Annotated in this window: 20 protein-coding genes; 13 read left to right on the plus strand and 7 right to left on the minus strand. The window is 69.8% G+C overall.

Going from position 1 to position 22,236, the window contains the following annotated elements:
* Positions 1-459 carry a universal stress protein gene (locus E8D38_RS18760; protein ID WP_140634325.1) on the plus strand — a complete coding sequence of 153 codons (459 nt, stop codon included), beginning with the start codon at positions 1-3 and terminating at the stop codon, positions 457-459.
* 43 nt (positions 460-502) lie between these two features.
* On the opposite strand, the gene E8D38_RS18765 is transcribed toward E8D38_RS18760, so the two are convergent.
* Positions 503-1,369 (minus strand): amidohydrolase family protein, encoded by an 867-nt coding sequence (locus E8D38_RS18765; protein ID WP_140634327.1) that lies wholly within the window; start codon positions 1,367-1,369, stop codon positions 503-505.
* Positions 1,366-3,078: a tannase/feruloyl esterase family alpha/beta hydrolase gene (locus E8D38_RS18770; RefSeq protein ID WP_140634329.1), complete on the minus strand. Its 1,713-nt coding sequence runs from the start codon at positions 3,076-3,078 to the stop codon at positions 1,366-1,368. Before E8D38_RS18770 ends, E8D38_RS18765 begins: the two co-directional genes overlap by 4 nt.
* Positions 3,079-3,307: 229 nt before the next feature.
* Here E8D38_RS18770 and E8D38_RS18775 point away from each other — a divergent pair, with 229 nt between their 5' ends.
* The 9 genes from E8D38_RS18775 (at position 3,308) to E8D38_RS18820 (ending at position 13,047) form a co-directional block, all read left to right on the plus strand.
* On the plus strand, positions 3,308-4,117 hold the full coding sequence (locus E8D38_RS18775; protein WP_140634331.1) for a crotonase/enoyl-CoA hydratase family protein: 810 nt from the start codon (positions 3,308-3,310) through the stop codon (positions 4,115-4,117).
* Positions 4,118-4,122: 5 nt separating this feature from the next.
* On the plus strand, positions 4,123-5,976 hold the full coding sequence (locus tag E8D38_RS18780) for a feruloyl-CoA synthase (protein ID WP_140634333.1): 1,854 nt from the start codon (positions 4,123-4,125) through the stop codon (positions 5,974-5,976).
* A 16-nt stretch (positions 5,977-5,992) separates the two neighbouring features.
* A complete protein-coding gene (locus tag E8D38_RS18785; protein WP_140634336.1) occupies positions 5,993-6,757 on the plus strand; it encodes an SDR family NAD(P)-dependent oxidoreductase in 765 nt (254 codons plus the stop codon).
* 67 nt (positions 6,758-6,824) lie between these two features.
* Entirely contained in the window at positions 6,825-7,817 is a 993-nt protein-coding gene (locus E8D38_RS18790) for a Bug family tripartite tricarboxylate transporter substrate binding protein (RefSeq protein ID WP_140634338.1), read from the plus strand.
* A 6-nt stretch (positions 7,818-7,823) separates the two neighbouring features.
* Positions 7,824-9,557 carry an acyl-CoA dehydrogenase family protein gene (locus E8D38_RS18795; RefSeq protein ID WP_140634340.1) on the plus strand — a complete coding sequence of 578 codons (1,734 nt, stop codon included), beginning with the start codon at positions 7,824-7,826 and terminating at the stop codon, positions 9,555-9,557.
* Between the two features lie 229 nt (positions 9,558-9,786).
* Positions 9,787-10,260, plus strand: coding sequence for a MarR family winged helix-turn-helix transcriptional regulator (locus tag E8D38_RS18800; RefSeq protein ID WP_140634342.1), 474 nt, complete (start codon positions 9,787-9,789; stop codon positions 10,258-10,260).
* An 8-nt stretch (positions 10,261-10,268) separates the two neighbouring features.
* Complete coding sequence (locus E8D38_RS18805) at positions 10,269-10,733, plus strand: hypothetical protein (protein ID WP_140634344.1); 465 nt, start codon at positions 10,269-10,271, stop codon at positions 10,731-10,733.
* Between the two features lie 93 nt (positions 10,734-10,826).
* Positions 10,827-11,861 (plus strand): endonuclease/exonuclease/phosphatase family protein, encoded by a 1,035-nt coding sequence (locus tag E8D38_RS18810; RefSeq protein ID WP_140634346.1) that lies wholly within the window; start codon positions 10,827-10,829, stop codon positions 11,859-11,861.
* Between the two features lie 445 nt (positions 11,862-12,306).
* Positions 12,307-13,047: a CE1 family esterase gene (locus E8D38_RS18820; protein ID WP_219851794.1), complete on the plus strand. Its 741-nt coding sequence runs from the start codon at positions 12,307-12,309 to the stop codon at positions 13,045-13,047.
* An 8-nt stretch (positions 13,048-13,055) separates the two neighbouring features.
* On the opposite strand, the gene E8D38_RS18825 is transcribed toward E8D38_RS18820, so the two are convergent.
* From E8D38_RS18825 to E8D38_RS18840, 4 genes are all read right to left on the minus strand, one after another.
* Positions 13,056-13,907 carry a ParB N-terminal domain-containing protein gene (locus tag E8D38_RS18825; RefSeq protein WP_140634348.1) on the minus strand — a complete coding sequence of 284 codons (852 nt, stop codon included), beginning with the start codon at positions 13,905-13,907 and terminating at the stop codon, positions 13,056-13,058.
* A 78-nt stretch (positions 13,908-13,985) separates the two neighbouring features.
* Entirely contained in the window at positions 13,986-14,282 is a 297-nt protein-coding gene (locus E8D38_RS18830) for a hypothetical protein (RefSeq protein WP_140634350.1), read from the minus strand.
* A gap of 10 nt (positions 14,283-14,292) precedes the next feature.
* Entirely contained in the window at positions 14,293-15,543 is a 1,251-nt protein-coding gene (gene xopAJ, locus E8D38_RS18835) for a XopAJ/AvrRxo1 family type III secretion system effector zeta toxin (protein ID WP_246099562.1), read from the minus strand.
* A 148-nt stretch (positions 15,544-15,691) separates the two neighbouring features.
* Positions 15,692-17,515 (minus strand): sigma-54-dependent Fis family transcriptional regulator, encoded by a 1,824-nt coding sequence (locus E8D38_RS18840; protein ID WP_140634352.1) that lies wholly within the window; start codon positions 17,513-17,515, stop codon positions 15,692-15,694.
* A 272-nt stretch (positions 17,516-17,787) separates the two neighbouring features.
* Between E8D38_RS18840 and E8D38_RS18845 the strand changes: the two genes are divergently transcribed.
* From E8D38_RS18845 to E8D38_RS18855, 3 genes are all read left to right on the plus strand, one after another.
* Positions 17,788-19,266 carry a benzaldehyde dehydrogenase gene (locus E8D38_RS18845; RefSeq protein ID WP_140634354.1) on the plus strand — a complete coding sequence of 493 codons (1,479 nt, stop codon included), beginning with the start codon at positions 17,788-17,790 and terminating at the stop codon, positions 19,264-19,266.
* Positions 19,267-19,288: 22 nt separating this feature from the next.
* The gene (locus E8D38_RS18850; RefSeq protein WP_140634357.1) at positions 19,289-20,056 is read left to right on the plus strand and encodes a coniferyl-alcohol dehydrogenase; all 768 of its coding nucleotides are present in this window, start codon (positions 19,289-19,291) and stop codon (positions 20,054-20,056) included.
* A 105-nt stretch (positions 20,057-20,161) separates the two neighbouring features.
* Entirely contained in the window at positions 20,162-21,112 is a 951-nt protein-coding gene (locus tag E8D38_RS18855) for an alpha/beta hydrolase (protein WP_140634359.1), read from the plus strand.
* Positions 21,113-21,330: 218 nt separating this feature from the next.
* Here the strand turns inward: E8D38_RS18855 and E8D38_RS18860 are convergent, their stop codons facing one another.
* The gene (locus tag E8D38_RS18860; RefSeq protein ID WP_140634361.1) at positions 21,331-22,224 is read right to left on the minus strand and encodes a TauD/TfdA dioxygenase family protein; all 894 of its coding nucleotides are present in this window, start codon (positions 22,222-22,224) and stop codon (positions 21,331-21,333) included.
* Between the last annotated feature and the right edge of the window lie 12 nt (positions 22,225-22,236).

Below are 22,236 nucleotides of genomic sequence, written 5' to 3' on the forward strand. Positions count from 1 at the left end.
ATGTACAGCAAGATCCTCGTGCCGGTGGACGGCAGCCCCACTTCCAATCTCGGGCTCGCGGAAGCCTGCAAGCTGGCCAGGCTCGCCGGCTCGCGCCTGCGGCTGCTGCATGTGGTGGACATGATGTCGGTGACCATGTCCGTCGAGTCGAGCATGGCCGCCACCCCCACGGTCTTCGAGATGCTGCGCGAAGGGGGCCAGGCGATCCTCGAGAAGGCCAGGTCCCTGGCAGACGCCGCCGGCGTCCCTGCCGAGACGTCGCTGCTCGAGTCGATGGCCGGTCGCGTCTGCGACGTGGTCGCCGAAGAGGCTCGCCGCTGGGGCGCCGAACTGGTGGTCATCGGCACGCATGGCCGGCGCGGCGCGGGCCGCGTGCTGATGGGCAGCGATGCGGAGCTGATCGCCCGCGTGTCACCCGTGCCGGTGCTGCTGGTGCGCAGCCCGGCCGACCGGCGATAGCAGGGCAGGACCGAAGACCCTGGGGCAGCGCCCGGCGTGTGCGTCAGGTCTCCAGCTTCAGCAGCCGCATCGCGTTGTTCTTCAGGATCCCCGGCTTCACCTCGTCGCGAAAGCCGGCCTCCTCGAAGTCCTTCATCCAGCGGTCGGGGGTGATGAGCGGGTAGTCGCTGCCGAACAGCACGCGGTCCTTGAGCAGGGTGTTGGCGTACTGCACCAGCTGCTGCGGAAAGTACTTCGGGCTCCAGCCTGAAAGGTCGATCCAGACGTTGGGCTTGTGCATGGCCACGCTCAGCGCCTCGTCCTGCCAGGGCCAGCTCGGGTGGGCGATGACGATCTGCATGTCGGGGAAGTCGATCGCCACGTCGTCGAGATGGATCGGGTTCGAATACTCGAGCCGCAGGCCGCCGCCGCAGCGCATGCCGGAGCCGATGCCCGAATGCCCGCTGTGGAAGATGGCCGGCAGGTTGTGCTCGGCGATCACCTCGTAGATCGGCCAGGCCATCTTGTCCTGCGGGTAGAAGCCCTGCACCGTCGGGTGGAACTTGAAGCCCTTGACGCCGTGTTCCTCGATGAGCCGGCGGGCCTCGCGCGCGCCCATCTTGCCCTTGTGCGGGTCGATCGAGGCGAAGGCGATCATCACGTCGGGGTTCTTGGCCGCGGCTTCGGCGATCTCCTCGTTGGGGATGCGGCGACGCCCGAGGTTGGCCTCGGCGTCGACCATGAACATCACCAGGCCGATCTTGCGTTCACGGTAGTAGTCGATCGACTCCTGGATGGTGGGCCTGCGGCTCGAGCGGAAGTACTTGTCGGCCGCGCGGTCGTATTCCTCGCCGTACTTGTCGAAGGGGTTCCAGCAGGACACCTCGGCATGGGTGTGGATGTCGATGGCAATGAGTTCGTTGGCGTTCACGGTTTCGGCTCTCGGCAAGTGAAGTTGTCGGCGCTTTCGATGTCGCCGCTGCCCTTGTAGGCGGCGACCTGGGGGTAAGGGCACAGGGGCCGGGTGCGGGCAGGCGACCAGTGGGCCGGCAGCTCATTGTTCACCCCGCCGGGGTTGCCCGGGCCACGCACGCCGGCAACGACCGCATCGGGTGCCCGGCCTTGTTCGACCCAGCCCACCAGCGCGCCCAGCATGTCGAACTGGTCGGTGGCCGGGCCGCCGCGGCAATGGTTCATGCCGGGCACCGGGAAGTAGCGGGCGAAGCCCGCGGCGCTGCCGCCGTGGCGCCGGGCCAGTGCGTCGTACCAGGCGGCAGTGTCGTCGGACGAGAACACCGCGTCGCTCGTGCCGTGATAGACGAGCAGCTTGGCGCCGCGGTTCTTCAGCGCCGACAGGTCGGTCGCATCCGGCGGCGTCATGAAGGCCATCGACGACTCGGTGAAGGTCTTGTCGCTGGCGAATATCTTCGGCCCGTCGCGCCCGATGTCGAAGGCCAGGGCGAATGCCTTGGGGTCCTGGGCGGCGCTGGCATCGGCCGGCGGCGTCTGGAAGACGTAGGCCACCGCCACCGGGTCGCGGTTGGTCACCGAATACACGAACTCCCAGTTCGCCCAGTCGGTGCCGGTGATGCCCGCATCAAAGGGGAAGCTCGCATACAAGGGCTGCCCGGCCGCATTGCGCATGCCGCCGAACACGCGTGCCAGCACCTGCTTCTGGCCGGCCGACAGGCAGCTGCCGTCGCGGCCGCCCGCACAGGTGGGCACGTCGCGGGCGAGGTCGAAGGCGCGCTGGCAGGCGGCGCCTGCGGCGACGATGCCGTCGGGCGCGCCGTCCAGCGCGTCGCACCGGGCCAGCACCGCATCGGCCACCAGCTTGCGCTCGGCCGGTGAGAAGGCGGTGGCGAGGTCGGGCCCGGTGGCCAGCGTGGCGTACTGCTGCGCGCCGTAGAGCTGCGCCACCGCGGCCTTGGGCAGGTTGAAGCCGGGGTTGCCGGCCAGCACGCCGTCGTACTGGTCGGCAAGACGCGAAGCGGCCACCATCGCATGGCGTCCGCCGTTGGAGCAGCCGCCGATGTACGACCGGTCGGGGGCCTTGGCATAGGCTGCCCGGATCAGCGACTTCGCCATCGGCGTGAGCTTGCCCACCGCCTGGTAGCCGTAGTCGAGCCGCGCCTGCGGGTCGAGGCCGAACAGCGGCAGCTGGCTCACGTTGTGGCCGGCGTCCGAGCTCAGCACCGCAAAGCCCTGGTGCAGCGCATGCGTGAGCGGGCCGCCGCCGCTCACCGCGCCGACGGCAGGCTGCACGAAGCCGTCGAGCCCGCCGTTGCCCTGGTGGAAGAAGCGGCCGTTCCACTCGCGCGGCAACCGCATCTCGAAGCCGGTCGCATAGGTCTTGCCGTCCACCGGGCTGGTGCGCTCGAACATGCGGCCGGTGACGAGGCAATGCTCGGCCACGTCGCGCCCGCCCACTTTCTGTGCTCCAGCCGGCACGACCGAAGCCGCGGTGAGGGTGGTGTGGGCGAAGCTGAACTGCGACGGCAGTTCGGTGCAGGCGCGCAGCGTGGCCGGGGTGGCGGGTGCAAGCTGCGGAGCTTGCTGGCGCGAGGGCGTGCCGCAGGCGGCCAGCAGCCAGGCGACGGCCAGGATGAGCCCCAGGCCTGCACTACGTCGTATCGTCATGTCCGTCTCCTCGGCCTGGTGTTGCCCCGGGTGTCGTTCGCACCAGGTTGTTTAAGTTAGTTAATCAAAATGATGTCGACTTTCCGGGGTTTCCCTGAGTGGACCACCCCGCCGTGCGATCCACGAATCTCCTCTAAGTGCACAGCCTGATCGATGCGGGTTTACCCGCAAAGCACACCCCACCCAATTGATTAGCATTGTTAACCAATTGAAGACTGAGCTCGTTCACATGACTTCCGCTTCCGCCCCCAACTCGCTTCTTTCCGCGCTCGACCTGCTGAAGATCGAACTCGACGGCGCCATCGCCCACGTGCGGCTCAACCGCCCGGTCAAGCGCAACGCGGTGAACGACACGCTGGTCACCCAGCTGCACACCTGCTTCATCAACCTGCCCGAGGCCGTGCGAGCGGTGGTGCTCTCGGGCGAAGGCGAACACTTCTGCGCCGGGCTCGACCTGTCGGAGCTCGGCGAACGCAGCGTGTTCGAAGGCGTGGCGCATTCGCGCATGTGGCATGCGGCGCTCGACCAGGCGCAGTTCGGCCGCGTGCCGGTGGTGGCGGTGCTGCATGGCGCGGTGGTGGGCGGCGGGCTCGAGATCGCGAGCGCCTGCCACATCCGCGTGGCCGAATCGAGCACCTTCTACGGCCTGCCCGAAGGCCAGCGCGGCCTGTTCGTGGGCGGCGGCGGTTCGGCCCGGGTGCCCCGCCTCATTGGCGCCTCGCGCATGGCCGACATGATGCTGACCGGCCGCGTGCTCGACGCCGAGGAAGGCCAGGCGGTCGGCCTGTCGCACTACCGCGTGGCCGACGGCGCCGGCGTCGCCAAGGGCATCGAGCTGGCCCGCAAGATCGCCACCAATGCGCCGCTGTCCAACTTCGCGGTGATGCAGGCGCTGCCGCGCATCGCCGACCTGTCGCAGCCCGACGGGCTGTTCGTCGAATCGCTCATGGCCGCCATTGCCCAGGGCGATGACGCCGCCAAGCAGCGCATGCGCGACTTCCTCGAAAAGCGCGCGGGCAAGGTAGCCAAGCAGGGATGAACGCGATGGCCGCTCCGAAATACCGTGGGTCGCGTGTTGGCGGCTGTGTAGGCGCCACGCTGGAAGAACGACCCGGCGGGGTGCAGGTGCTGCGCTCCACCGAACCGCTGGGAGCCTACCCCCAGCGCCTGACCGACAAGCTGGTGCACTGGGCCGCCGAAGCACCCGACCGCACCTTCGTGGCCAAGCGCCGCAACGGCGGCGACTGGGAACGCATCAGCTATGCGCAGATGCTGGAGCGCGCCCGTGCGGTGGGCCAGGCGCTGGTGCAGCGCGGGTTGTCGGTCGAGCGGCCGATCGCGATCCTGTCCGACAACGACCTGGAACACCTCACGCTGGCCCTCGGCGCCATGTGGGCCGGCGTGCCCTATGTGCCGGTGTCTCCCGCCTATTCGCTGGTGTCGCAGGACTACGGCAAGCTGAAGCACATCGTGGCCACGGTGACGCCGGGGCTGGTGTTCGCCAGCGGCCCGGCCTACGGCAAGGCCATCGCGGCGGCGGTGGCGAACGACGTGGAAGTGGTGCTGACCCTGGGCTCTCTCGAAGGGCGCGAGGCCACGCCATTCGCCGCCCTGCTCGACACCGAGCCCGGCCCGCAGGTCGATGCGGCGCAGGCGCAGGTCGGCCCGGACACCATCGTCAAGTTCCTGTTCACCTCCGGCTCGACCAAGGCGCCCAAGGGCGTGATCAACACCCAGCGCATGATCTGCGCCAACCAGCAGATGCTGCGCCAGAGCATGGCCTTCCTGGCCGACGAGCCGCCGGTGCTGGTGGACTGGCTGCCGTGGAACCACACCTTCGGCGGCAACCACAACGTGGGCATCACGCTCTACAACGGCGGCACGCTCTACATCGACGAGGGCAAGCCCACCGCCACCGGCATGGCCGAGACGCTGCGCAACCTGCGCGAGATCTCGCCCACCGTGTACTTCAACGTGCCCAAGGGTTTCGAGGAACTCGCCGCCGCGATGGAAACCGACGACGTGCTGCGCGAGTCGCTGTTCCGCCGCGTGCAGGCCTTCATGTTCGCCGGCGCCGGCCTTTCGCAGGCGGTGTGGGACCAGCTCGACCGGCTGGGCGAACGCACCATCGGCGCCCGCGTGCCGGTGATCACCGGCCTGGGCATGACCGAAACCGCGCCCTCGTGCATGTTCGCGCTCAAGGGCAGCGAGGTGCGCTCGGGCCACATCGGCCTGCCCTGCCCCGGCGTGGACGTGAAGCTGGTGCCGGTGGACGGCAAGGTGGAAGTGCGCTTCCGCGGCCCCAATGTCATGCCGGGCTACTGGCGCCAGAGCGAGCTCACCGCCGAGGCCTTCGACGAGGAGGGGTACTACCGCACCGGCGACGCGGTGAAGTACGTGGACCCGACCGATCCGCAGAAGGGCCTGCTGTTCGATGGCCGCATCGCGGAAGACTTCAAGCTTGCCACCGGCACCTTCGTGAGCGTGGGCCCGCTGCGCGCCAGGATCATTGCGGCCGGCGCCCCGTGCGTGCAGGACGCGGTGATCACCGGACTCAACCGCAACGAGCTCGGCATGCTGGTGTTCCCGCGGCTCGACGAATGCCGCAAGCTGGCCGGCCTGCCGGCCTCGACACCCGCGCCGGAGGTGCTGCACCACCCGAAGGTGCGCGAGTTCTTCCAGCAGCTCACCGACGAGCTGTGGCGCACCGGCACCGGCAGCGCCAACCGCGTGGCGCGCGCCCACGTGCTGGCCGAGCCGCCTTCCATCGACAAGGGCGAGGTCACCGACAAGGGCTCCATCAACCAGCGCGCGGTGCTCACCCATCGCGCCTCGCTGGTCGAGGCGCTGTACGAGGGCGCGGGCAGCGACCCCTATGTGATCCTGGCTCGCAAGTGAAAGAAGGAACGCATCCATGAAGATCCAGGGCAAGGCCGTCATCGTGACCGGCGGCGGCTCCGGGCTCGGCGCCGAAACCGCACGCGAGCTGGCACGGCAGGGCGCCAAGGTGGCGGTGCTCGACGTCAATGCCGAAGGGGCCCAGGCGGTCGCGCAGGAGATCGGCGGGCTCGGCCTGCGCTGCGACATCACCGATTCGGCCAGCGTGGAGCAGGCCATCGCCGCGACCCGCGAAGCCTTCGGGCCGGTGCGCGCCCTCATGAACGTGGCCGGCATCGGCGGCGCCAGGCGGGTGGTCGGCAAGGACGGCAGTGCCATGCCGCTCGAGGACTTCAAGCGCGTGATCGACGTGAACCTCGTCGGCACCTTCAACGCCATCCGCCTCGCCGCTGCCGAAATGGCGAAGAACGAGCCGCTCGAAGACGGCGAACGCGGCGTGATCGTGAACACCGCGTCCGTGGCCGCTTTCGACGGCCAGGTGGGCCAGGAAGCCTATGCCGCCTCGAAGGGCGGGCTGGTGTCGCTGACGCTGCCGCTGGCGCGCGACCTGGCGCAGCATGGGGTGCGGGTGTGCACCATCGCACCGGGGCTGTTCCTCACGCCGCTGCTCCACAAGCTGCCCGAGGACGTGCAGCAGTCGCTGGCGTCCAGCATCCCGTTCCCCAAGCGGCTGGGCAAGCCGGAAGAGTTTGCGCAGCTGGCCGCCCACATCGTGGCCAATGCATCATTGAACGGAGAAGTCGTCCGCCTGGACGGCGCCCTGCGCCTGCCCCCGAGGTAGTGACCAGTCACTGGTCACTGGTCACTGGTCACTCGTCACTGGTCACAACCCAAAAAAGGAGACAAGCATGTGGAATCGCAGACAGTTCATCAACACGGTGGCCACGGGCGCGGCCGCGAGCGCACTGCCGCTGCGCGCGGTCGCACAGGCATCGCCGACGCTGGAGCTTGCCAAGCTGGTGGTCGGCTTCCCGGCCGGCGGCACCACCGACGCGGTGACGCGCCGCATCGCTGAAAAGATGCGCGGCGTGTATGCGAAGAGCGTCATCGTCGAGAACAAGCCCGGCGCCGGCGGCCGCATCGCGGCCGAGATGGTGAAGAACACGCCGCCGGACGGCAGCACCTTCCTGCTCACGCCCGCGTCGATCATCACGCTGTATCCGCACGTCTACCAGAAGCTCGCCTACAACAGCTTCGAAGACTTCATCCCCGTCTCGACCGCCTGCACCATCGCCTTCGGCTTCGGCGTGGGCCCGGCCGTGCCAGAAAGCGTGAAGACCATGAAGGACTTCCTCGCCTGGGCCAAGGCCAACCCGAAGGACGCGAACTACGGCTCGCCGGCCACCGGCTCGCCGCCGCACTTCCTGGGCGCGCTGCTGTCGAAGGAAAGCGAGATCGACCTGAAGCATGTGCCCTATCGCGGCTCCGCCCCCGGCATCCAGGACCTGCTGGGCGGCCAGATCGCGTCGATGTCCTCGCCCATCGGCGACTACCTGCCGCACCTTGCTTCGGGCAAGCTGCGCCTGCTGGCCACCTCGGGCCCCAAGCGCTCGCGCTTCGCGCCCGACGTGCCCACCTACTCGGAGCTCGGCTACAAGGACATGAGCATCACCGAGTGGTACGGCTTCTTCGCGCCGGCCAGGACGCCCGCCGAACACATCAACCGCGCGGCGGCGGCCATCAAGGCCGCCTCGCAGGCGCAGGACGTGATCGACGGCTTCCTGCAGCTGGGCCTCGAAGCGGGCGCCAACACGCCGGCGCAGCTGTCGGCGTCGGTGAAGTCCGAGAACCAGGCCTGGGGGCCGATCGTCAAGCGGGTGGGCTTCACGCCGGAGGCCTGACCGGCGATGTGGCACTACCGGCCGCCGCTGGCCGACATGCGGTTCGTGATCGAGCAGGTGCTGGACGCGCCGGCTCGATGGGCGGCCGGCGACAGCGGGCTCGATGCCGACACCGCCGCCCAGGTGCTCGAGGAAGCCGGCCGCTTTGCCGCCCAGGTGCTGCAGCCGGTGAATGCCGAGGGCGACACCTGCGGCTGCCGCTGGGACGCGGGCCGGGTGAGCCTGCCGGCCGGCTATCGCCACGCGTATCGCCAGTTCGCCGAAGGCGGCTGGCCCGCCCTGGCCTGCGACCCCGAGTGGGGCGGCCAGGGCCTGCCCCAGCTCGTGAACATGGCGCTGTACGAGATGCTCAACAGCGCCTGCCATGCCTGGACCATGTACCCCGGCCTGGCCCATGGGGCCTACGAATGCCTCAAGGCGCACGGCACGCCCCTGCTGCAGCAGCGCTACCTGAAAAGGATCGTGAGCGGCGAGTGGCTCGCGACCATGTGCCTCACCGAGGCCCATGCGGGCAGCGACCTGGGCCTGCTGCGCACCCGCGCCGAACCGCAGCCCGATGGCAGCGTCCGCGTGTCTGGCACCAAGATCTTCATCTCCGGCGGCGAGCACGACCTCACCGACAACATCCTCCATCTCGTGTTGTGCCGCCTGCCCGATGCACCGCCCGGCAGCAAGGGCCTGTCGCTCGCGCTGGTGCCCCGCCTGCTGCCCGACGGCAGCGCCAACGGCGTGCGCTGCGACGGCATCGAAAGGAAGATGGGCATCAAGGGCAGCGCCACCTGCACCCTGAGCTTCGAGGCGGCCACCGGCTGGCTCGTCGGCGAGCCGCACCGCGGCCTGGCCGCGATGTTCGTGATGATGAATGCCGCGCGGCTGCAGGTCGCGATGCAGGGGCTGGGGCACCTGGAGATGGCCACACAGAACGCGCTGCGCTATGCGTTCGAGCGATTGCAGATGCGGGCGGCGCGCCGTCCGGAAGGCTCACGCACCGGCCCGGCCGACCCGATTGCGCTGCACCCGGCGATGCGCCGCACGCTGTGGAAGCTGCAGGCGCACACCGAGGGCTCGCGGGTGCTCGCCTACTGGTGCGCGATGCTGCTCGACGAGCCGGCGGCGCAGGGCCATGTGGCCCTGCTCACGCCGGTGCTGAAGTCGCTGCTCACACGACTGGGCTTCGAAGGCGCCAGCGACGCGCAGCAGGTGTGGGGCGGCCATGGCTACCTGCACGACTGGGGCATCGAGCAGAGCGTGCGCGACGCACGCATCGCGCTCATCTACGAAGGCACCAACGAGATCCAGGCGGTGGACCTGCTGCAGCGCAAGGTGCTGGGCGACGGCGGCGCCGCGCTCGGTGCGCTGCTCGACGAGCTGGCGCAGGAAGCGGCGTTGTGCGCCGAGCACCCGGCCACCGCCGCGGCCGGCACGGCGCTGCTCCAGCAGCTCGAAGCCGTGCGTCAGGCGACCGCGGCGCTGGTCGAAGGCCATGCCGACGACACCGAATGGCCGCAGCGCGTGGCCGGCGACTACCTGAACGGCGTGGGCCTCGCGCTGCTCGCCTGGGCCTGGGCCCGCAGCGCCCGGGTGGCGCTGGCACAACCGGACGAGCGCCTGCGCGAGCACAAGCTCGCCATCGCACGCTACGGCCGGGAATGGCTGCTACCCGAAGCAAGCGCCTGCTGGCAACGCGTGCTGGCGCGCCATGCCGCCCTGCCCTGGCTCGACGAGGCGGCCGTGTCATGAGACACCCTGTGTCGACCTGGATTTCGCTGGCCGCTCCCAAGCCGGCCCGCATCCCCGTGGGGGATCGGCCGGCGTACCCGCCGGACGAGGGGCAGACATCCCCGCGGGCCGAGCGCCGGGCCGCCCCCAAGCCGGCCCGCATCCCCGTGGGGGATCGGCCGGCGTACCCGCCGGACGAGGGGCAAACATGAGCTCCCGCGAGCGCGACGATGCATACACTGGCGACGCCATGCCGGATTCAGACGCCAACAAGCACGAGCACGGCGGCCTCGACCAGAGCGCGCTCGCCCACGTGATGGGCTACAACCTCGCGCAGGCCGACATCCCCGCCCGCAAGATCTTCTTCAAGCACATCGGCCAGCCGCTCAAGCTGCGGCCGGTGGAGTTCACCATCCTGCTGCTGCTGATGTCGAACAAGGACGTGACGCAGAAGCAGCTGTGCCAGACCCTCGCGGTGACCGCCCCCAACGTGACCATCCTGCTCGACCGCATGCAGGAACGCGGTCTCGTCACGCGGGTGCGCAACGAAACCGACCGGCGCTCGCAGCACATCCTGCTCACGGAACAAGGCGCTGCGCTCGCCAGGCAGGCGCACGAGACGTCGCTCACCATGGAGAACGAGCCGCTGCGCCACCTGAGCGCGGCGGAGCGGGCGATGCTGATCGAGCTGCTGCAGAAGGTGGCGAGGCACCGGAGGGTGTGAGTTCCCCCATGAACCCGGCCCTCGACCGACTCGCCGCCGACCTTTCGCTGGACGATGCCGCCAACGAGCGCCTGCGGCTCGAATTCGGGCATGCCTGCGCATCGAGGGTCCGGCACCTGCTCGAAGAGCCCTCCGTCCTCGCCTGCCTCGATGGGCTCGGCCGGTACCTCGCAGGCTCGATCGACCGGCCTGAACTCGAGCGCCTGGCCTCTCAGGCTTCGCAGCTGGCCAACCGGCACCAGGGTTCGAGATCGCTCGACGGCGCGGGCCATGCGGCGGTGTCGGCCAGCTATGCGGTGGCCAATGCGCTGGCCGGCAAGGCGCGCCAGGCCGCTGACTACGCGGCCTATGCCGCCGTGTATGGCCAGGGCGGTTACGGCGCCGTGGCCGAGCGTGAGTCGTTCGAGCCGGAGTACCGCTGGCAGCTGGATTGCCTCGCTGCGCTCGCGCAGCGCTCGCTTCCACCGACCTAGGGATGCCCATTTCCCGCGGCCTCCACCAAATTCCGCGGAGGTCTTTTCGTTCGCGGGCACACCCGCGCCGCGGCAACCCAGGGAGAAGCGGCCATGAAGCTCAAGACACTCGACATCGCGACCTTCAATCTCTACAACCTGAACGAGCCGGGCCTGCCGCTCTACACCGACCGCGACGGCTGGACGGCCGAGGAGTACGCGCGCAAGATCAAGTGGACCTCGGAGCAGCTCGCGTGGCTCAAGGCCGACGTGATCGGCTTCCAGGAGCTGTGGCACAGGGTCTCGTTGATGGCCGTAGCCGAGGCTGGCGGGCTGGTGGACGAATACGACGTCGTGGCGCCGGACGGTGCGATCGGCCAGGGCATCGTGTGTGCGGCCATGGTGCGCAAGGGGCTGCTCAGTTCGCAGCCGGAATGGATCGCCGACTTTCCCGCCGGCTTCAGGCTCGCCTCACGCGGTGACGACCCGCAGACGCCCGAGATCGCTGTGAACATCAAGGGCTTCTCGCGGCCGGTGCTGCACTTCACCATCCGGCCGCGGGAAGACGAACCCGACATGCACATGTTCGTCTGCCACTTCAAGTCGAAGCAGCCCACACGGATCCACACCGAGCCCTGGTACACCAAGGACCCCTACTCCAGACACGCCAAGGCGCTGGGCTCGGCCCTCTCGACCATCCGGCGCACGGCCGAGGCCGCCGCGCTGCGCTTCATGCTGAACGACCTGATGAAGGGCAACGACACTGCGGTCGTCGTGATGGGCGACATCAACGACGGCCAGATGAGCAACACGGCGAACATCCTCACCGACCAGCCGGCCTACCTGGTGGGCGACTCGGTGGGCGGCGGCGACGTGGCGCTCTACACCGCCCAGACGCTGCAGGAGTACCGCGACTCGCGAGACGTCTACTACACCCACGTGCACCAGGACTTCCGCGAATCGCTCGACCACATCCTGGTGAGCGAGCAGCTCTACGACAACAGCAAGCGGCGCCGCTGGCTGTTCGACGGGCTGATCGTGAACAACGACCACCTCAACTTCGAAGACCACAAGGCCACCGGCAGCAACGACCACGGCATCATCCGGGCCACCTTCAAGTACCGGCCGATCAAGGCGGACATCGAGTAGGGCCTGGAGTCGATGCCGCAAGGGCGGCGGCCCGCGGATCAGTTGCAGACAGTTGCAAGCCTTGCCGCGGCAGGGGTGTGTCGTCAGCGAACGGTCATGACTGCGCGAGACAGCGCCTCCTAGACTCGTTCAGCTCCCCTCCTTGCACATGAAGACACCCCATCGAGACCTCCGCCGCCTCTGCGGCATGTTCGCGCTGACGCTCATGCTTGGCGCCTGTGGCGCCGGTGACGAGCCCGCTGCCAGCACCGACGCCGGCAGCGGCCAACCGACGCCCACGGCCGCTCCGTCGCCTACACCGACCCCCGCGCCGACGTCCGCGCCCACACCCTCCCCCACACCCGCGCCGACGCCGACGCCTTCGCCATCGCCTTCACCGACCCCGGGTCCCACGAGCACCCCCACGCCGACCCCGCGTCCGACGGCCACCCCCACACCGACTCCTGTGCCCTCGGCCAGTGCCGGGTGCGGCAGCGCCGCCCAGTTCGCCGACGGCAGGTACACCCTCACTTCGGACGGCCAGACACGCGAGTTCTGGGTCGACGTCCCCTCCAACTACGACCCGAGCAAGCCCCTGCCGCTGATCGTCGGGCTGCACTGGCGGGGCGGCCAGGCCACCGACGTCTACGGCACCGGGGACGGCGCCTTCTACGGTTTGAAGAAGCTCTATGGCGATTCCGCCCTCTTCGTGGCACCCAACGGCCTCGACCAGGGATGGGCCAACACGAACGGCCGCGACGAGCGCTTCATCCGCGCCATGGTCGATCGCCTCAAGAGCGGCCTGTGCGTCGATGTGACCCGGGTCCATGCAACCGGGTTCAGCTTCGGCGGCATGATGTCGAACGCCCTGGGCTGCCACGCCGGCGACGTCTTCCGTGCCGTGGCTCCCATTGCCGGTTCGCTGTGGAGCGGTTGCGAGGACTCGCCGAACACGGTGGCCGCAATCCTGATCCATTCGCAGGCCGACTCAGTGGTCGGCTACCAGTTCGGCGAAGAGGCACGCAACAAGTACATCGCCAAGAACCAGTGCAGCAGCACCGTGCGCAGCATCGGCACCAACGGCTGCGTCGAATACCAGGGGTGCAGTGCCGGCCATCCGGTCGTGTGGTGCGGCTTCCCCGACGGCGGGCACTGGCCTCCGGAATTCGCCCCCCGCGAGATCAAGAGCTTCTTCGATCGCTTCTGACGGCGCGGTCAGGCGCCGGCCGCAACCCCTGCCGCGAGCTGCTCACGCAACGCCACCACCTCTTGGCGCAGGGCGGCGTTTTCCGCCGTCAGCGCAGCGACACGCTGGCGCAGTGACTCCAGCGTTTCGCCGGCTTCTGCGCCGGCCGCGGGGCTGGGGTCCAGCGTCGGCGCGGCCACCGCGTCGCCACCCTCCCCGCGCGGCTTCTTCTTCGAATCGCGCACGCGCTTGGCGACCTGCCTGAGTTCCTCCTTGCCGGCGGCCGCGGCGGCGGCCTGTTCTTCGGCGGGCAGCGTGGCCACGGCAGCCGCCGCATTGATGGAGATCTCGCCGGCCTTCACCGCCGCCACCAACTCCGGCGCGGCCTGCTTGTGGATCTTCTCGATCATCAGGACCTGGCTGCTGCTCAGGCGTGCCGCCTTGGCCACGGCTTCGCGGCTGTTGAGCGGCTCGGGCGCGGCAGCGGGCTGCGGGGGCGGTGCATCGCCCGCAGGGGCCTCCTGAACCGGCGCCGCCGCCGGCGTCTCACGCGAGCGCCGCTCGGCCAGGATCTCGCGCTTGCGCAGGGCCAGCACGCCGCGCTGGAAGGTGGACACGCTGCGCCGCCCCAGGTGGTGGTCGATCATCCACAGGTACACGTCTTCGATGGACCCGAAGCGCGCGTGCTGCACCGTCTGGAACGGCAGGCCGTGCTTGCGGCAGATCTCATAGCGGTTGTGCCCGTCCACCAGCACATTGCCCCACAGCACCAGCGCATCGCGGCAGCCTTCGGCCAGCAGGCTGCGTTCGAGGGCTTCGTATTCCTCAGGCGTCAACGGGTCGATGTAGGCCTTGAGTTCTTCGTTGACGACGATGTCCATGAGTGCGGTTGCGCGACGGCTGCAAAGGGCGCGCATTGTAGGCAGGCGGCCCTGCCCGCCTCGCTGGCCGCCGCCGCTTCATTCCCAGGAGGTCAACTGCGTCACGATGCGCGCGAACTCCTGCAGCGTGCGAACCTCCCCGCACTCCACGTAGTACAGGTACTCGTAGTGCGCCTGGCGTTCCGGCACGTCGGCCCGGCCCATGGCCCGCCCGGTATCGCACAGGGCCTCGAGCCTGCGCAGCTCGAAGTCTTCCTTGCCCTGCTGCCGTGCGGCAGCCCGGGCCGCGGCCAGGTCGGCGGCCCGCTGCGTCGCGTTGCGCTCCTTCAGCCGGCGATGCAGTGCCAGGGCAGCGTCGCCCTTCAGTGTGGCCATGGGCGTCCTGTCATTTCGAACGGGCGCAGTGGGCATCCACCGCCTGCGCCCAGGTCATGCCTTCATAACGTTGCAAGGCGGCACGCAGGCCGTCCGCACGCTGCGGGTCGTCGATGCCGCCGGCCATCCGCTCGATCAGCGCAGCATCGATGACCCGGTCGCCGACGAAGCCCACCACCCCGCTTTCCGGCGCGGTGATGCGTTCGTACAGCTGCGGCTCGTGGATGGAAAGCTCGCCGTTCTCGACACTCGCCACCTTGACCTTGCTGCCGTCCTCGGCGGTGCCGAAGAGCTGGTAGCTGCCGAGACCGGGCTTGTCGAGCAGCTTGTCGATCACGTCGAGGCGGTTGCCTCGCACGCCGGTGAAACCATGGGCCACCGCGAGGTAGGGCGGCACCGCGTCGTCGCCTTCGGGGGTGCGCATCAGCACCCCCGCCAGCGAACGTTCGAGCGGCGCATCGATGTCGCACAGTTCGACCCTGCGGCCGGTCTGCTCGGCCATCTCGAGATAGGCGCTGATCTCCCCGGGCCGCGCCAGCCGCTTGTCCACCAGCACGCTCGCCGGCGCCCCGCTGGGCGTCTTCATGGGTTTGAGCTCTTCCTCCAGGCGATCGGCGAGCACGCACGACTCGCCATGCACCCGCTCCGAACTCGGCCGCATCGGGCCCGAGTTGTCGCGCAGGGCAGGCTTGAAGAGGTCCGGGTTGATCACACCGGCGCCGCCGCTGGCCTTCAGTGCATCAGACAGCACCGGGTGCGACCTCTTGGCCATGTAGGTCTTGCCGGCCGCGGTGTTGCCCCTCAGTGCAAACAGCGTCGGCGGCTGCCGGGCCCGCTCCACCGCCTCGGCGAACTTGAGCGCGCCGGTGGTGGCTTCGCCGATGAGCCGGTCGTGCAGCTGCAGGCGCTCGGCCTGCCAGTGAGCCGCCACGGCAAGATGCGCCCATCGCAGCGGCCCGCGCGGCGGTATCGGGCCTCGGGTGTAGATCTCTGTAGTGGGCCTGCTGTCACCGCCGGACCGCGTCGGCGCACCGTTGGCGGCCTCGGCCGCTGCCGGCCCGACCGCCGACAGCCTGGCCCGCACTGGAGACACCGGAGCCTGCACGTCTTCCGCACCCTCCGCTCGGCCGTTGCCGCGGGGCTGGAGCGGCCCGTCGTCCGGGCCGCTGGAGGCGCGCCTGGTCGTCGCGCCGGTGGGCTCGGTGCGCGCCACGACAGGAGTGGAGTGCTGCTTCAGCAGCCGGTTGAGCGTCGAGAACACGGCCAGCGTCCGCCATGGTTGCGTTGCGCACCATGCTGAAGCGCGAGCGCCAGCCAACCGTCAGGCAAGCGAAACGAGCGACGGCGGCGCGAAGAGACCGCGCACCACCAAGGAGCGCCGCGGCCTACTGTGAAGCCGCCGCGATCTACTACGCCTCGCGCCGCGCCTTCAGCCGGTAGGCCAGCTGCGCCCGGGTGAGCCCGAGCAGCCGCGCGGCTGCCGACAGATTGCCCTGCGCTTTTTCCACCGCCTCGTCGATGAGGCGGTGCTCCACGGCCTGCAGCGACACGCCGGCCTGCCCCGGCTCGCACAGCCGGTCCAGCAGCAGGCCGGGCGCTGCCCCCGAGGTGGTGGACTCCTGCCCTGCCTCGGCCGCCGCGGCCAGCACACCGGCCGCGCCCAGCGAATACAGGCCTTCGTCGAGCTGCTCGCGGCGCAGCAGGTGCGGCAGGTCCACCACGCCGTCGTCGTCGGCGCTGATCACGCCGCGCTCCACGATGTTCTGCAGCTCGCGCACGTTGCCCGGGAAGGCGTAGTTCAGCAGCGCCTTCACCGCGCGGGGCGTGTAGCCGCGCACGCTGCGGCCGTGCAGGCGGCTGTAGCGGTGCAGGAAGAAGTTCATGAGCAGCGGGATGTCCTCGCGGCGCTCGCGCAGCGGCGGCAGGTGGATCGGAAACACCGCGAGGCGGAAGTACAGGTCTTCGCGAAAGCGCCCGGCCTTCACCTCGGCCTGCAGGTCCACGTTGGTGGCCGCCACCACCCGCACGTCGACCTTGATGGCCTGCGTGCCGCCCACCCGCTCGATCTCGCCTTCCTGCAGCGCGCGCAGCAGCTTGCCCTGGCCGGTGGGGCTCAGGCTGCCGATCTCGTCGAGGAACAGCGTGCCGCCGTCGGCCCGCTCGAAGCGGCCCGGCCGCGACGTGGCGGCCCCGGTATAGGCGCCGCGCTCCACGCCGAAGAGCTCCGACTCCATCAGCGTGTCGGGAATGGCGGCGCAGTTGAGCGCGATGAAAGGCTCGGCCTTGCGCGGGCTGATGCGGTGGAGCATCGAGGCGAACAGCTCCTTGCCCACGCCGGACTCGCCGGTGAACAGCACCGTGGCGCGTGTGGTCGCCACGCGGGACAGCATGTGGCAGGCCGACTTGAAGGCCGACGACACGCCGACCATGTCGTGGCCGCCTTCACCCGCACCGGACGCCGCGGCCGCCAGCTGCACGCCGCCCAGCACCGCCGGCTGCGCCGGGCCGAAGGCGCGCGCGCTGAGGAACTCCTTGGCGTTGAGGTAGCGCAGGTCCTCGCTCACGTCGCCCCAGGCGTCGGCCGTCTTGCCGATCACGCGGCACACGGCCGCGCCGGTGGAGCGGCACTCCACCTCGCGAAAGATCACCGGCAGGCCGAGCATGCCGGTCACGTAGCCCATCGCGTAGCCCAGCTGCGTCCAGCACGCCGGCTCGGTGCCCAGCCCGTAGGCCTTGATGTGTTCGTCGTCCTCGCTGGAGTGGTGCCAGAGGAACTCGCCGTGGTAGGTGCCGCGCGTCACGTCGAACTCGAACTCCACCGGCTCGACCTTCACCACCCCTTCGAGCGCATGCAGGCGCGGGCCGGCCATGAAGCTGGCGCGCGCATCGGCGTCGGGCCAGCGCTGGCGCACCAGCTGTGCATCGCGGGCGCCCGACTCGTAGCCGGCGCGGGTGAGCAGGCCGCGCGCGCGCTCCAGGCCCACGCTGTCGATCAGCTCGCGGCGCAGCGTGCCAAGGGACGAGGTGTGCATCAGCACCATGCGCTGGTCGTTGAGCCAGATGCGGCCGTCGCCCGGCGAGAAGAACAGGCACTCGGTCAGGTCGGCCAGGCGGGGGTGGTCGGTGTGGTCCAGCGGCGACGGCTCGCCGCGGCGCATCAGCGCGCCGCTGCTGCCGCCGGCACGCGACATCTCGGCCAGGGAAACGCGCGAGGCGGAAGGTGGGGTCGACATCTGCGGTGGCCTTGCGGTTTTGAGACAGCGGGTGCCCCGCAGTGTGGCTTGTGCTTGCTCAAAACATCAAGGCGACCTCAGGCAAACACCAAGGCCTCGTGTGCGGTGTGCGGACGGCTGCCCCCTCGGGAAAACACCCGGTTTCCCTGGGCAGGAGGGCCCGTGCCCGCTCGTGCGCCGCAGGTCGCGGCATGCCTGTTGCGCTCCTTGCGGCACAGCCCGCGAAGGCTGACGTTTTGATGAACCACTCGCCACGAGCAAGGAGACCACCGATGGGCGCACCCGAACACAAGACGCTGCTGCAACCCGCCGCCTGGAAGGGGCGCATCTACGACAGCGGCGAATGGACCACGCCGCGCGGCGGCTCGCGCGAGGTGCTGGAGCCGGCCACCGGAGAAACGCTGTGCAGCGTGGGCATCGCCACCGCCGACGACATGGCCGGCGCCATCGGCCGCGCGCAGGCGGCGCAGCCGGCCTGGGCTGCGCTGGGGCCGCGCGAGCGGGCCGCCGTGTTCCATCGCGCCGCCGCGGTGCTGCAGCAGCACTTCGACGAACTCGCGCTGGCCATCGCCCGCGAGACCGGCGCCATCATCCCCAAGGGCCAGCACGAGGTGCGCGAGGCCATCACGCTGTGCCAGCTGGCCGCGGCGCTGCCGCTGCAAGCGCAGGGCCAGGTGCTGCCCAGCGTGCCGGGGCGGCTGTCCATCGCCCGGCGCGTGCCGCATGGCGTGGTCGGCGTGATTTCGCCGTTCAACTTTCCGCTGATCCTCGGCCTGCGCTCGGTGGCACCGGCGCTCGCACTGGGCAATGCGGTGGTGCTCAAGCCCGATCCGCGTACGCCGGTGTCGGGCGGCTTCCTGATGGCGCGCCTGTTCGAAGCCGCGGGTCTGCCTGCCGGCCTGCTGCAGGTGCTGCCGGGGGATGCCGCCGCCGGTGAAGCACTGGTGAGCGACACGCGCGTGCCCATGATCGCCTTCACCGGCTCGCCCGCGGTGGGGCGGCGCATCGGCGAGCTGGCCGGCCGCCACCTGAAGAAGGTGTCGCTCGAGCTGGGCGGTGCCAACGCGCTGGTCGTGCTCGACGACGCCGACCTCGACGCGGCGGCCAGCGCCGCCGCCTTCGGCGCATGGTTCCACCAGGGCCAGATCTGCATGGCCTCCAACCGCATCCTGGTGCACGAGTCGGTGTACGAAGCCTTCAAGCAGCGCATGGTGGGCAAGGCCACCCACCTGCCGGTGGGCGACGGCGCGAGCGGCCAGGTCGCGCTCGGGCCTCTGATCGACGCGAAGCAGCTGCAGCGCTTCGACGCCATCGTGAAGGACAGCGTGAAGGCCGGCGCCAGGCTCGAAGCGGGCGGCACCCACGAGGGCCTGTTCTACAAGCCCACCGTGCTGTCGAACGTGCGGCCCGGCATGCGCTGCTTCGACGAGGAGTGTTTCGGCCCGGTGGCCAACCTCATCGTCTTCCGCACCGACGACGAAGCCGTCGAGCTGGCCAACGACAGCCAGGGCGGCCTGGCCGCGGCGGTGATCGGCAAGTCGGTCGGCCGCGCCATGGCCATCGGCCAGCGGCTGCGCGCCGGCATGGTCCACATCAACGACCAGACGGTGAACGACGAATGCACCAACCCGTTCGGCGGCCCCGGCATCGGCGGCAACGGCGGCTCGGTGGGCGGCCCGGCGGACATCGAGGAGTACACGCAGTGGCAGTGGATCACCGTCAAGGACACGCCGCCTGCGTTCCCGTTCTGATCACTTCGACAGGAGACAAGACATGAGCCTCAACAACAAGACCATCGTCGTCACCGGCTGCTGCTCCGGCATCGGCGCCGACTTCGCCAAGCTCGCACGTCTGCAGGGCGCGCGCGTGATCGGCATCGACCGCAACGACCCCACGCTGTCCGTCGATGGTTTCGTGAAGGCCGATCTCGGCGATCCGAAATCCATCGACACCGCCGTACAGCAGCTGCCGGCCAGGGTGGATGCGCTGGCCAACATCGCCGGCGTGCCCGGCACGGCGCCCGCGGACCTGGTGGGGCGGGTGAACTACCTGGGCCTGCGGCACCTCACCCATCGCGTGCTCGACCGCATGGGCGAAGGTGGTTCGGTGGTCAACATCTCGTCCATCCTGGGAGCCGAATGGCCGCTGCGGCTGGAGCTGCACCGCGAGCTGGCCGCCACGCGCAGCTTCGACGAAGGCGCGCAATGGCTGCGCGACCACCCGGTGCCGCAGGCCACCTGCTACCAGTACTTCAAGGAAGCGCTGATCGTCTGGACCCATACCCAGTCGCAGGCCGTCTTCCTGCAGCGCGGCGTGCGCATGAACTGCGTGGCCCCGGGGCCGGTGTTCACGCCCATCCTCGGCGACTTCGTGTCGATGCTGGGCGAAGAGCGGGTGCAGAAGGACGCGCACCGCATGAAGCGCCCGGCCTTCAGCGACGAAGTGGCCCCGGTGGTGGCCTTCCTGTGCGACGACGCGTCGCGTTGGGTGAGCGGCATCAACCTGCCGGTCGATGGAGGGCTGGCGTCGACCTACGTCTGAACGCCCCGCCGATCCACAACACCGAACACAGTGCTGGCGCGCGGTGCTGGCCGCGGTGCCTGACCCACGCCTTCCCTTCAGTCGAGATTCGAAAGGACGTTTCCCGTGCTCGACCTGCAACTCGCCCGCATGGTGGCCCAGGCCCAGGCGGCCGGCCTGCCCGACCTGTGCGACCTGCCGCCTCAGGCGGCGCGCGGCCTGTACCGCGAGATCCTGGCCGCGGCCGACGTGCCGCCGGCCGACGTGCAGGTGCGCGACCTGCGCATGCCGCGCCCGGCGGCCGAGGGCGGCGGCACCATCGGCCTGCGGGTGTACCGGCCGCACGCAGCGGCCGAAACGCTGCCGCTGGTCGTGTACTACCACGGCGGCGGTTTCGTGCTCGGCGACCTCGACGGCTATGACCGGGTGTGCCGCCGCCTCTGCGAAGACGCGCAGGTGGTGGTCGCCTCGGTGGACTACCGGCTCGCCCCGGAGCACCCCTTCCCCGCGGCGGTGGACGACGCCTGGACCGCGCTGCGCTGGCTGGCCGAACACGCCGTCGAACTGGGCGCCAGCCCCGACCGCCTGGCGGTGGCCGGCGACAGCGCCGGCGGCACGCTGGCCGCGGTGGTGGCGCTGATGGCGCGCGACGCCGGCGGGCCGCGCATCGCCTTCCAGGCGCTGGTGTACCCGGCCACCGCGGCGGGCGTGGAAGGCCCCTACCCTTCGCGCGAGCGGCATGCCCTGGGCCCCACGCTCACGCTGCGCACCATGGGGTACTTCATGGCGCACTACTTCGGCCCGGAAGGCCGCGCGCCGGATTTCCGCGGCGCCCCCGTCCTGGCCGCCGACCTGTCGCGGCTGCCGCCGGCGCTGCTGCAGGTGGCTGCGCACGACCCGCTACGCGACGAGATCCTCGACTACGCGAGCCGGCTGATGGCGGCAGGCACCGAAGCGACGGTGGTCGAGTACCACGGGCTCGCACACGGCTTCATCAGCATGGGCGGTGCGATCGGTGCGGCGCGGCTGGCGCAGCTGCAGCTGGCGGCGGCGCTGCGGGGGGCTTTGGGATCGTGAGCCGTTCGCCGCGGAGGTCCGCAGAGAAGACCCCTATTCCTCCGCGAATCTCCACGCCCTCACTCGCGAGCAACGCCCCCCGTTCGCCCTGAGGTATCGAAGGGCCGCAGCGGTCGGTGCAGGGCTTCGATACCTCAGCCCGAACGGAGGTTGGCTGTGTGCCATCACTTGAACCCCCATCGAAGGGCCGGAACCCATCCGCGCTGCCTGCCGGTTGCTCAGGCCGCCAGCTCCAACGCCTGCGCCTCCACCGACGTGGTCACCTCCTCGGTGGTGGCACGCCGCAGCTCGCGGCGTTGGGCGAAGTCGTAGTGGCGGCCGCGGTGCAGCGTGGCGGTGTTGTCCCACATCACCAGGTCGCCCACCTGCCAGCGGTGGCGGTACACGAACTCGCGCTGGGTGGCATGTTCCAGCAGGTCCATCAGCAGCATGCGGCCCTCGGGCACCGTCATGCCCAGCACCTCGCAGGCATGGGCGCCCACGAACAGGATCCTGCGGCCCGAGCGCGGATCGGTCTGCACCAGCGGCCAGTGCGCCGGCTCGATGGCGCGGCGCTGGGCTTCGGTGTATTCGGTGTCGCCCAGCAGGAAGCGCGAATGCAGCGCGTAGTGCACTGCCACCCGTTGTTCGAGCTGCTGGCGGCGCCACGCCGGCAGCGCGTCGTACGCCATGCGCAGGTCGGCATATTCGGTGTCGCCGCCTTCAGCCGGCACCACCACCGCCGACAGCATGGAGTACTTCGCACGCGGGCGCTGGAACGAGCTGTCGCTGTGCCACAGCTGGTTGGCGAGGTTGCTCACGATCTTGGCGTGGGCGCGGTCGGCCAGTTCGCCGTCGACCTTGACGTTCGAGATGTCGGCCAGCTCCGCATGCCTGAAGCGGCGCGGCCCGGTCTTCACCTTGTGCAGGCCCATGTCGAGCGGGCCGAAGTTCCTGGCAAACGCGATCTGCTGGTCTTCGGTGAGCGGCTGGCCGCGGAACACCAGCACGGCATGCCGGTCCATCGCGGCTTCGACCTCGCGCACCTGCGCGGGCGAAAGAGGCTGCGACAGATCGATGCCGCTGGCTTCGGCGGCAAACGGATGCAATGGCTCGAGTTGCAGCGTCGTCATGTGCGGAGCTCC

It is taken from the genome of Methylibium rhizosphaerae (genome assembly GCF_006386545.1).
GTDB lineage: Bacteria > Pseudomonadota > Gammaproteobacteria > Burkholderiales > Burkholderiaceae_C > Pseudorivibacter > Pseudorivibacter rhizosphaerae.